A 10,666-nucleotide genomic window follows, 5' to 3' on the forward strand; every position below is an offset into this window, starting at 1 on the left:
GAACCTCGCCCGGGAATACGGCATGGTGGTCTATCCGCTGGACAGCCGGCTGCCGAAGGCACCCTGGCCCGTTCCGGCAAGGGCGACCTGTACGTCGAGATGACCACCGTGCGCCTGCTGACCAAGTCCCTGCGCCCGCTGCAGGACAAGCACCACGGCCTGACCGACACCGAGCAGCGCTACCGCCAGCGCTACGTCGACCTGATCGTCAACGAAGACGTGCGCCAGACCTTCCGCGTGCGTTCGCAGGTCATCGCCCACATCCGCAGCTTCCTGATGAAGCGCGACTTCCTCGAAGTCGAGACGCCGATGCTGCAGACCATTCCGGGCGGCGCCGCGGCCAAGCCGTTCGAAACCCACCACAACGCGCTGGACATGGAAATGTTCCTGCGCATCGCGCCTGAGCTGTACCTCAAGCGCCTGGTGGTCGGCGGTTTCGAGAAGGTGTTCGAGATCAACCGCAACTTCCGCAACGAAGGCGTCTCGACCCGTCACAACCCAGAATTCACCATGTTGGAGTTCTACCAGGCCTACGCCGACTACGAAGACAACATGGACCTGACCGAAGAACTGTTCCGCGAACTGGCGCAGCTGGTCCTGGGCAGCACCGACGTGCCTTACGGCGACAAGGTGTTCCACTTCGGCGAGCCGTTCGCCCGCCTGTCGGTGTTCGACTCGATCCTCAAGTACAACCCCGAGCTGACCGCCGATGACCTGAACGACATCGACAAGGCCCGCGACATCGCCAAGAAGGCCGGCGCCAAGGTGCTGGGCTTCGAAGGCCTGGGCAAGCTGCAGGTGATGATTTTCGAAGAGCTGGTCGAGCACAAGCTGGAGCAGCCGCACTTCATCACCCAGTACCCGTTCGAAGTGTCGCCGCTGGCGCGCCGCAACGACGAGAACCCGAACGTCACCGACCGCTTCGAGCTGTTCATCGGCGGCCGTGAGATCGCCAACGCCTACTCCGAGCTCAACGACGCGGAAGACCAGGCCGAACGCTTCATGGCCCAGGTGGCCGACAAGGACGCCGGCGACGACGAAGCCATGCACTACGACGCCGACTTCGTCCGCGCGCTGGAGTACGGCATGCCGCCGACGGCCGGTGAAGGCATCGGCATCGACCGCCTGGTGATGCTGCTGACCAACTCGCCGTCGATCCGCGACGTGATCCTGTTCCCGCACATGCGGCCGCAAGCGTAAACGTTTCACCTAAAAAACCGCCTCGAACAGGCGGTTTTTTATTGCCTGTCTGGTACAAACGTATCAAATGGTTACTTTTGAAAAGAACAACAGAGGAATACCTGCCGTGATCGGTGCAATGGCTCAAGAGGGTGCAGCGGGAATCGCCGTTGCGGTCGCTGAAAGTGTTCAGTACCAGGGCCGCAAGGCCAGCCGACAGGGCAGCGAGCAGCGCCGGCAGGACATTCTCGACGCGGCGATGCGCATTGTCGTGCGCGACGGCGTGCGTGCCGTGCGCCACCGCGCGGTGGCGGCCGAGGCCGGGGTGCCGCTGTCGGCCACCACGTACTACTTCAAGGACATCGATGACCTGCTCACCGATACCTTCGCCCAATACGTCGAGCGCAGCGCGGCCTACATGGCCAAGCTGTGGATCAACAACGAAGGCCTGCTGCGCGAGATGGTGGTCAGCGGCGACGGCAGCCCCGAGTCGCGTTCGCAACTGGCCGACGACATCGCCCGGCTGATGGCCGACTATGTGCACCGCCAACTGGTCAACCGCCGCGAACACCTGATGGCCGAGCAGGCGTTCCGCCAGGAGGCGCTGCTCAACCCGCGCCTGGCGGAACTGGTGCGCTCGCATCAGCAGATCCTGCTGCAGGGCACCTGCCAGCTGTTCCAGGTGCTGGGCTCCCGCGAGCCGCAGCAGGATGCCAAAGTGTTGACGGCGATTATCGGACGGATGGAATATCAGGGCCTGCTCAACGACGCCGAGCCTATGGCCGAAGAGGACATGCTCGGCATCCTGACGCGCTACATGCATCTGGTGCTGGCGTCGGTCTGAAGGCCATCGCGGCGCCGTTGCGGGAGCGGGCGAATCAAGTTCAAGGGAGTGTCGGATGAAAGCCTGGCGTGGCGCACTGATCGCCTTGTCGTTCCTGCTGCTCAGCGGCTGCCTGGTGACGTTCCGGGATCCGCTGCCCGCCGCCGAGGCGTTGCCCAAGGGCCTGCTCGGCCAATGGGCGAGCACCGACGCCTGGGGCGACGCGATGAGCCTGCAGCTGACCCGCCTGGGCAACGACCGCTATCAGGCCGTCGCCTGGTTCAAGGCCCGGCCCCATGAGCGCGAGGCCTATCCGTTCACGGTGTCCCGCCACGGCAACCGCTGGTACTTGTCGGCCAAGGTGCCGGCGCAGTACGGCGGGCGCTATGCGATCGCCGGCTTCGAGCTGACCGACCGCCACGAACTGGTGCTCTACAGCCTCGACCTGGAGCAGATCAACCAGGCCATCGCGCAGAAGGCCCTCGACGGCCGGGGCTTCGCGACCGACGCCGGCGACGGGGTGCAGGTCGACAGCGGCCTCGACAAGGTCTTTGCTTACCTCGACGATCCGGCCAATTCCGACGTCTTCGTCGAAGCGGCGCGCTACCGGCGGCAGGGCAAGGCCGAATAATTCAGTACGTCACGTTTTCTACAGGAGTTTCGGGTGGACGATTACCAGCAGACGATACGCACGCTGTCCGATCGCATTGTGCTGGCGCAGACACCGATCCGCGTCCTCGACGCGGTCAAGTGGGACGAGAACGTGCGCAAGGGGTTCCTCAAGGCCAAGGGCAAGGAACTGCCGGCGGTGGACCGGGACTACTACCTCAACCGGCCGCTGACCTTCGATTCGAGCAAGGTCAAGCTGGAGTTCCAGAACATCGAGCGGGACATCACCCGCCAGCTCGGCCAGTTCAGCCCGGTGGGGCAGATCATGCGCCGCATGTGCAAGGAGTACCGCATGGTGGTGCGCATGCTCGAGGCGCGCGGCACCGAGGACTTCGGCCTGATTTCCCAGGAGCTGTACGGCGCCGCCTCCGATGCGTTCCACGCCGGCGACCCGACCCTGGCCGACCTCGGCCTGATGATGTCCGACTACCTGAACAACATCGACGGCCGCGGCGACCTGAAGGACGAACCCAAGACCCTCACCGCCAAGGACGCCGTGCACCTGTTGCAGACCCGGCTGAACAAGGTGTTCGGCGAGGCCGAGGAGACCATCCGGGTGTTCGAGTCCGACGGCATCGTCGCCGACGCGGCGGCGGGCGCCGACTACATCAAGATCCGCACCGACGCGATGTTCAACGGCCGCGACGTCCGGGCCCTGGAAGTGCACGAAGGCCTGGTGCACGTCGGCACCACGCTCAACGGGCTGAACCAACCGATCTGCACCTTCCTGGCCAAGGGGCCGCCCTCGTCGACGGTGACCCAGGAGGGCCTGGCGATCCTGATGGAGATCATCACCTTCGCCTCCTACCCGAGCCGCCTGCGCAAGCTCACCAACCGCACCCGCGCCATCCACATGGTGGAGGAGGGCGCGGACTTTCTGCAGGTCTTCGAGTTCTTCCGCGAGCAGGGCTTCGAGATGGCGGAAAGCTACGGCAACGCGAGCCGGGTCTTCCGGGGCTCGGTGCCGACCGGTCTGCCATTCACCAAAGACTTGTCCTACCTCAAGGGCTTCATCATGGTTTACAACTACATTCAGTTGGCCGTGCGCAAGGGCAAGCTCGAGCAGATCCCGCTGCTGTTCTGCGGCAAGACCACGCTGGAGGACATGCGCACCCTGCGCCAACTGGTGGACGAAGGCTTGGTGGTGCCGCCCAAGTACCTGCCGGAGCAGTTCCGAGACCTGAACGCGCTGTCGGCGTGGATGTGCTTCTCCAACTTCCTCAACCATTTGAGCCTGGACCGGATCGAGGCGGACTACTCCAACATCCTTTAGGGCCGAAGCAAGACCTGTAGGAGCCGGCCTGCTGGCGATAGCCATTGAGCATTCAACAATGATGTTGCCTGATGTTCCGCTATCGCCAGCAGGCTGGCTCCCACTGTTTTCGACTGCGCTCCCATTCCAGTAAAGCGAGGTTTCACCGGATGAGAATCCTCGGCATCGTCTGCCTGCTCCTGACCCTCGGCGGGTGCAGTTCGCTGCTGTTCTACCCCGAGCGCGGCCAGTTGTTCACCCCGCAGAAGGCCGGGCTCGACTACCGCGACGTGACCCTGACCACCGCCGACGGCCTGCGCCTGCACGCCTGGTGGCTGCCGGCCAAGGCCGGGGTCGAGGTCAAGGGCACGGTGCTGCACCTGCACGGCAACGGCGGCAACCTGCCGATGCACTTGGGCGGCAGTTGGTGGCTGCCGAAGAACGGCTATCAGGTGCTGCTGGTGGACTACCGCGGCTATGGCCTGTCCGAAGGCGAGCCGTCGCTGCCGGCGATCTACCGGGACATCGACGCCGCCTTCGCGTGGCTGGACCGTGCCCCCGAAGTCCAGGGCAAGCCGCTGGTCGTGCTGGGTCAGAGCCTGGGCGGCGCGATGGCGGTGCACTGGCTCGTGCAGCATCCGGAACGCCAAAGGCAGCTCAAGGCCCTGGTGCTCGATGGCGTACCCGCCAGCTACCGCAGCGTCGGTCAGTACGCGCTGAGCACCTCGTGGATGACCTGGCCGTTCCAGGTGCCGCTGTCGTGGCTGGTGCCGGACGGCGACAGCGCCATCCGTTCGATGGCGAAGCTCGACGGCGTGCCGAAACTGATCTACCACAGCATCGACGATCCCCTCGTGCCCCTTTCCAACGGCATCCGACTGTATCAAGCTGCGCCGCCGCCGCGGGTGCTGCAGCTGACCCGCGGCGGCCACGTGCAGACCTTCGGCGACCCGGTCTGGCGCCAGGTGATGCTGCGTTACCTGGACGACCCCGAACACTTCAACGGCCTGCGCCGCCTCGGCGAGATCCCCAACTATCCGCCGCCCCCGAAAACCGAAGACGAACCCCCAGAGAGTCCGCAATGAGTGAAGAACGTAACGCCATCCCGCTGATCATCACCGGCATCTGCAGCATCATCGGCACCGTCGGTGCCCTGTGGTACTACGGCTACCTGCACTTCGCCAAACCCGAGGATGCGCTGCTGCTCAACGACTTCACCATGCTCAAGACCATCCCCGGCGAGGATTACCGGGTGTCCCTGGAGCCGGCGCCGCAAGTGGCGCAATGCATCGACGGCGTGCTGGTGCTGTTCGACACCGAACAGAAAGGCCTGACCGGCGTGCTGGTCAACGACAAGAAGAAAGCGGTGCGCTGCATGGGCCAGGAAACCCCGCAGCAACTGCAGCAATAACGGTCTCACAGCCTTTTGTGGCGAGGGAGCTTGCTCCCGCCTGCGCTTCTCTCACGGCCGATTCGGGCCTGCTTTGCAGGCCAGCGGGAGCAAGCTCCCTCGCCACAGGGAACCGGGAAATGAAAAGCCCCGCCTGATCGCTCAGGCGGGGCTTTTCGCTTCAGCGTGCGACGCTTAGTTCGCGCTCACCGCCGAACGCGGCAGCACCGGCTGGTTGTCGTTGGAGATGGTCACTTCCACCCGACGGTTCATCGCCCGGCCCGAGACGCTGCCGTTGTCGGCCACCGGGTATTCCTTGCCGTAGCCTTGGGTCACGATGCGCGACGGATCGACGCCCATCTTGATCAGCGCCACCTGCACCGAGGTCGCCCGGCGTTCGGACAGCGACTGGTTGTAGCCCGCCGTGCCGGTGCTGTCGGTGTAGCCCTCGACTATCACCTTGCGGTCGGGGTTTTCCTGGAGGAACTGCGCCAGTTTGTTGATGTTCATCAGGCCGCTGGACTTGAGGTCGGCCTTGTTGGTGGCGAACAGCACATCGCCGAAGGTCACCAGGGTGCCGCGGTCGGTCTGCTTGGCGTTGAGGCTGTCCTGAAGCTGTTTGATCTGCTGGTCGCGGGCGTCCAGACGCGCCTGGGCGCGCTGGGCGGCGGCGTTCTTCAGGTTGGCTTCGGCGGTGCGCAGGGCGATGGTCTGCTTGGCCACTTCCACGCGCTGATTGGTGAGGTAGGCCAGTTGGTCGACCTTGGCCGCGTTTTCCTTGTCCAGGTAGGCCTTGTCGGCCTTGTCCAGGTAATCGCTGGCCTCTTTGGTCTCCAGGGCGGCGACCTTGCTGGCCTGCGGGTTGGCCTGCAGGCCTTCGTAGTTGGTGCGCGCCTGTTCCAGGTTCGGGTTGGGCGGGGTGGAGCACGCCGCCAGGGCAACGCTTGCGGCCAGCAGAGCAGGGATCATCAGTTGATTACGCATGTTCGTTCGTCCTTCTGTCGATAAGAGATTCAGCCTTGCGGTCGGGATGCGCGCTTACTGCACGGTGCGCTGGCTTTCCTGACGCAGTTCCTGAACGCCTTTCTGGGAGTCCTTCACGGCCTGTTCGGCCTTCATTGCCTGGGCCTTGCGCTCGGCGACGCGGGCGTCCCATTCGGCCTGTTCGGCCAGGGTGCGCGCCTGATCGTATTGCTTGTCGTGCATGGCGATTTCGGCTTGCTTGAGCTTGTCCTGGGCCTGCTTCATCTCCACGGCGGCGAACTCGGTGCCGCCGGCGCTGACCGCGCTGTTGACCGCCGACTGGGTGACGGCGTACTGCTCGGTCGGCGGGTTGCCGGCGCAACCGGCCAGCACGACGCCGGCGCCGAGGGCCAGGGCGACCAGTTTCAGGCTGCGCAGAGGGGTGGACGAGGTTTGGGTCTTCATGGTCTTCAACTCCATTGTTCAACTCCTTGGATACCGCTGAATCCATCCTGGACGAGGAGTCGCATGCGTCGTGTCGGAGCGCGTTCTGAAACGCTCGTCCCAGGCGTGGTTACCTGTTCCGACCGGGCGCATTTTTTAAAAGTTCAGAAAAGATGGCCCATGGCCAAAATTTTTTTTGACCGAACGGGCAGGGCTCTAAAACGGGAACTTTGGCGGTGTCCGGCGGTATCGCCGAGGCAAAAGCGGGAGCCGGCGCAACGGTTTTGCCCTGTCCGGCGGCACGCTCGCTGACGTCATCGCCGGCAGGCCGGCTCCCACATTTTTGAGGGATGCGGGGTCAGTGCTTCGGCTTGCCGGCGGCGGACAGGTCCTGCAGATGCCGGCGCGACAGGGCGAGGAAACGCGGCGTCGGGCCGACGTCCTCGTACAGCGGATCGCCTTCCTCGTCGGTGGCGACCACTGTCGAGCCCTTCACGTACGGCAGGCTCGCCTCGAACTCTTCGAGGGCGGCGCCGATCAGTTCGCCGAGCAGTTCCTCGGCATGGCGTTTGGGGTACATCTCGGCGATGGCGGCCAGCCGCGCGGCGGCTTCCACATCCAGGCGGATGGTGTAGCCGGTGTCGGTCAGGCGACCCTTGGCGGTTTCTTCCCAATGCTTGGCGAGTTCACGGATTTTCATGATGACCTCATGACGCACCTGCTCGTGGCAGGTTCTGGTGAGTGTCCGGCGGGGCCGGTGGCGAGCCGTTGTGCGGCCTATCGTTGAGGTTAGCTGGCGGACGCAGGGTGTGGTGCCCCTTCGTCGTGTGCTTGTAAGTCGCGTCGCAGAGCGGCACTCTCTGACCATTCGCTCGCCTTTTAGCCGCCTGGACGACTGCTGGAGAACTGCCGATGACCGATATCGATGCACGCTTGCGCGAAGATGTTCACCTGCTCGGAGAGCTGTTGGGCAACACCATCCGAGACCAGTACGGCGAGGGGTTCCTCGACAAGATCGAGCAGATCCGCAAGGGCGCCAAGGCCGACCGGCGCGGTTCGATGGACGCCGAGCTCAGCGCCAGCCTCGATCAGTTGAGCGAAGCCGAGCTGCTGCCGGTGGCGCGGGCGTTCAACCAGTTCCTCAACCTGGCCAACATCGCCGAGCAGTACCAGTTGATCCATCGCCGCGAGGCGTCGCAGGCCGCGCCGTTCGAGTCGCGGGTGCTGCCGGAGCTGCTGGCCCGCCTGCGCAGCGAAGGCCACAGCGCCGAGGCCCTGGCCCGCCAGCTGGCGCGGCTGGAGATCGAACTGGTGCTGACCGCCCACCCGACCGAAGTGGCGCGGCGCACGCTGATCCAGAAGTACGACGCGATTGCCGCCCAGTTGGCGGCCCAGGACCACCGCGACCTGACCGACGCCGAGCGCGGGCAGATCCACAGCACCCTGCAACGCCTGATCGCCGAAGCCTGGCACACCGAAGAGATCCGCCGTACCCGGCCCACCCCGGTGGATGAAGCCAAATGGGGATTCGCGGTGATCGAGCATTCGTTGTGGCAGGCGATCCCCAACCACATGCGCAAGGCCGACCAGGCGCTGCACGCCGCCACCGGCCTGCGCCTGCCGCTGGAGGCCGCGCCGATCCGCTTCGCCTCATGGATGGGCGGCGACCGCGACGGCAACCCCAACGTCACCGCCGCCGTCACCCGTGAGGTGCTGCTGTTGGCGCGCTGGATGGCGGCCGACCTGTACCTGCGCGACGTCGACCGCCTGGCCGCCGAGCTGTCGATGCAGCAGGCCAGCGACGAACTCAAGGCCCGCGCCGGCGACAGCGCCGAGCCGTACCGCGCCGTGCTCAAGCAACTGCGCGAACGCCTGCGCGCCACGCGCAACTGGGCCCATGCGTCGCTGACCGCCGCCACCCCGGCGCCGGCGGACGTGCTGCACGGCAACCGCGAACTGCTCGATCCGCTGGAGCTGTGCTACCGCTCGCTGCACGAATGCGGCATGGGCGTGATCGCCGACGGCCCGCTGCTCGATTGCCTGCGCCGGGCGGTGACGTTCGGCCTGTTCCTGGTGCGGCTGGATGTGCGGCAGGACTCGTCGCGGCACAGCGCGGCCATGACTGAAATCACCGATTACCTGGGCCTGGGCCGCTACGAGGAGTGGGGCGAGGAGCAGCGCATCGAGTTCCTGACCCGCGAACTGAACAACCGCCGGCCATTGCTGCCGGCCCACTTCAAGCCCTCGGCGGACACCGCCGAAGTCCTCGCCACCTGCAAGGAGATCGCCGCCGCGCCGGGCGCTTCGCTGGGCTCCTACGTCATTTCCATGGCCGGCGCCGCGTCCGATGTGCTCGCGGTGCAGCTGCTGCTCAAGGAGGCCGGTGTGTTGCGGCCGATGCGCGTGGTGCCGCTGTTCGAGACCCTGGCCGACCTCGACAACGCAGGTCCCGTGATCGAGCGGCTGTTGCTGCTGCCGGGCTACCGCGCACGCTTGCAGGGCCCGCAGGAAGTGATGATCGGCTACTCCGACTCGGCCAAGGACGCCGGCACCACCGCCGCCGCCTGGGCCCAGTACCGCGCCCAGGAGCGGCTGGTGGAGATCTGCCGCGCTCAGCAGGTCGAGCTGCTGCTGTTCCACGGCCGCGGCGGCACGGTCGGCCGAGGCGGCGGTCCGGCCCACGCCGCGATCCTGTCGCAGCCGCCGGGATCGGTGGCGGGGCGGTTCCGCACCACCGAGCAGGGCGAAATGATCCGTTTCAAGTTCGGCCTGCCGGACATCGCCGAACAGAACCTCAACCTCTACCTGGCGGCGGTGCTCGAAGCGACCCTGCTGCCGCCGCCGCCCCCGACCCCCGAGTGGCGGCACCTGATGGACGAACTGGCCGCCGACGGCGTCAAGGCCTACCGCGCCGTGGTGCGGGAGAATCCGCAGTTCGTCGAGTATTTCCGCCAGTCCACGCCGGAGCAGGAACTGGGGCGCCTGCCGCTGGGCAGCCGTCCGGCCAAGCGCCGTGCCGGCGGCATCGAGAGCCTGCGGGCGATCCCGTGGATCTTCGGCTGGACCCAGACGCGGCTGATGCTGCCGGCCTGGCTCGGCTGGGAGACCGCGCTGAACAACGCCCTGGCCCGCGGCGAAGGGGACCTGCTGGCGCAGATGCGTGAGCAGTGGCCGTTCTTCCGCACCCGCATCGACATGCTGGAGATGGTGCTGGCCAAGGCGGACGCCGACATCGCGCTGTCCTATGACCAGCGCCTGGTCGAGCCGGCGCTGCTGCCGCTGGGCGCGCACTTGCGCGACCTATTGTCGCAGGCGTGCGCCGTCGTCCTCGGGCTGACCGGTCAGTCGCAGTTGCTGGCGCACAGCCCCGACACCCTGGAATTCATCCGCCTGCGCAACACTTACCTCGATCCGCTGCATCTATTGCAGGCCGAACTGCTCGCCCGTTCCCGGCGCCAGGAAGTGGTGCAAGGCAGCCCCGTGGAGCAGGCGCTGCTGGTGTCTGTGGCGGGGATCGCCGCCGGTCTGCGAAATACCGGCTAAGGTTCTGTGCGAGGGGCGCAGGCTCCCGCAGCGGTTGGCGGGGGCCTGGCGGAGCCTGCCGAAAAGGTGCGGTCAGGCGACAGTTAATGACGGGGTTGCGACTTGGGACACTGCGGCGCAACGTCGCGGCAGGGGCCGGTTTCTCCGACTTTTGGTGTCTTGTGTGGGCGCAGCCTGCTGTGTATCTTGATCAGCCTTTGGCCGTTTGGGCGGCCGCGACCCTATTTTCAAGATTGGCCCCACGAGGCGAATCCGTTGTTTTTTATATAAAAAATTGAGGAGCACATCGATGCGCGTCATTCTGCTGGGAGCTCCCGGGGCCGTTATAGGGTCTCAGGCTAAGTTCATCACCGTGTAATTCGGCATTCCGCAAATCTCCTCCGTCGACATGCTGCGTGCGTCG

The 10,666-nt window shown here is 65.6% G+C and carries 10 protein-coding genes and 1 pseudogene; 8 read left to right on the plus strand and 3 right to left on the minus strand.

Annotated features, from left to right (window positions below):
- From lysS to ACIP0B_RS26710, 6 genes are all read left to right on the plus strand, one after another.
- On the plus strand, positions 1–1,200 hold a 1,200-nt coding region (gene lysS, locus ACIP0B_RS26685; RefSeq protein WP_400837795.1), incomplete at its 5' end, for a lysine--tRNA ligase.
- A 118-nt stretch (positions 1,201–1,318) separates the two neighbouring features.
- Positions 1,319–2,023: a TetR/AcrR family transcriptional regulator gene (locus ACIP0B_RS26690; RefSeq protein WP_400837820.1), complete on the plus strand. Its 705-nt coding sequence runs from the start codon at positions 1,319–1,321 to the stop codon at positions 2,021–2,023.
- 55 nt (positions 2,024–2,078) lie between these two features.
- A complete protein-coding gene (locus ACIP0B_RS26695) occupies positions 2,079–2,633 on the plus strand; it encodes a hypothetical protein (RefSeq protein ID WP_400837798.1) in 555 nt (184 codons plus the stop codon).
- Positions 2,634–2,666: 33 nt separating this feature from the next.
- Positions 2,667–3,944 carry a flavohemoglobin expression-modulating QEGLA motif protein gene (locus ACIP0B_RS26700; protein WP_085581306.1) on the plus strand — a complete coding sequence of 426 codons (1,278 nt, stop codon included), beginning with the start codon at positions 2,667–2,669 and terminating at the stop codon, positions 3,942–3,944.
- Between the two features lie 149 nt (positions 3,945–4,093).
- A complete protein-coding gene (locus ACIP0B_RS26705) occupies positions 4,094–5,008 on the plus strand; it encodes an alpha/beta hydrolase (protein ID WP_400837802.1) in 915 nt (304 codons plus the stop codon).
- Positions 5,005–5,334, plus strand: a complete 330-nt coding sequence (locus ACIP0B_RS26710) for a hypothetical protein (RefSeq protein WP_400837805.1) — start codon at positions 5,005–5,007, stop codon at positions 5,332–5,334. The genes ACIP0B_RS26705 and ACIP0B_RS26710 overlap by 4 nt, the downstream gene beginning before the upstream one ends.
- Positions 5,335–5,508: 174 nt before the next feature.
- Here the strand turns inward: ACIP0B_RS26710 and ACIP0B_RS26715 are convergent, their stop codons facing one another.
- The 3 genes from ACIP0B_RS26715 to ACIP0B_RS26725 all read right to left on the minus strand — a co-directional run bounded on the left by ACIP0B_RS26715 (position 5,509) and on the right by ACIP0B_RS26725 (position 7,420).
- The gene (locus ACIP0B_RS26715) at positions 5,509–6,297 is read right to left on the minus strand and encodes an OmpA family protein (protein ID WP_400837808.1); all 789 of its coding nucleotides are present in this window, start codon (positions 6,295–6,297) and stop codon (positions 5,509–5,511) included.
- Positions 6,298–6,351: 54 nt separating this feature from the next.
- A complete protein-coding gene (locus tag ACIP0B_RS26720; protein WP_400837811.1) occupies positions 6,352–6,756 on the minus strand; it encodes a DUF4398 domain-containing protein in 405 nt (134 codons plus the stop codon).
- A gap of 322 nt (positions 6,757–7,078) precedes the next feature.
- The gene (locus ACIP0B_RS26725; protein WP_400837814.1) at positions 7,079–7,420 is read right to left on the minus strand and encodes a pilin assembly protein; all 342 of its coding nucleotides are present in this window, start codon (positions 7,418–7,420) and stop codon (positions 7,079–7,081) included.
- Between the two features lie 212 nt (positions 7,421–7,632).
- Between ACIP0B_RS26725 and ppc the strand changes: the two genes are divergently transcribed.
- Both ppc and ACIP0B_RS26735 read left to right on the plus strand, forming a co-directional pair.
- Entirely contained in the window at positions 7,633–10,263 is a 2,631-nt protein-coding gene (gene ppc / locus ACIP0B_RS26730) for a phosphoenolpyruvate carboxylase (protein WP_400837817.1), read from the plus strand.
- A gap of 289 nt (positions 10,264–10,552) precedes the next feature.
- A pseudogene (locus tag ACIP0B_RS26735) lies at positions 10,553–10,618 on the plus strand (hypothetical protein); the annotation flags it as partial.
- Positions 10,619–10,666: the final 48 nt, after the last annotated feature.

This window comes from Pseudomonas sp. NPDC089534 (genome assembly GCF_044749305.1).
Classification (GTDB): Bacteria; Pseudomonadota; Gammaproteobacteria; order Pseudomonadales; family Pseudomonadaceae; genus Aquipseudomonas; species Aquipseudomonas ekonensis.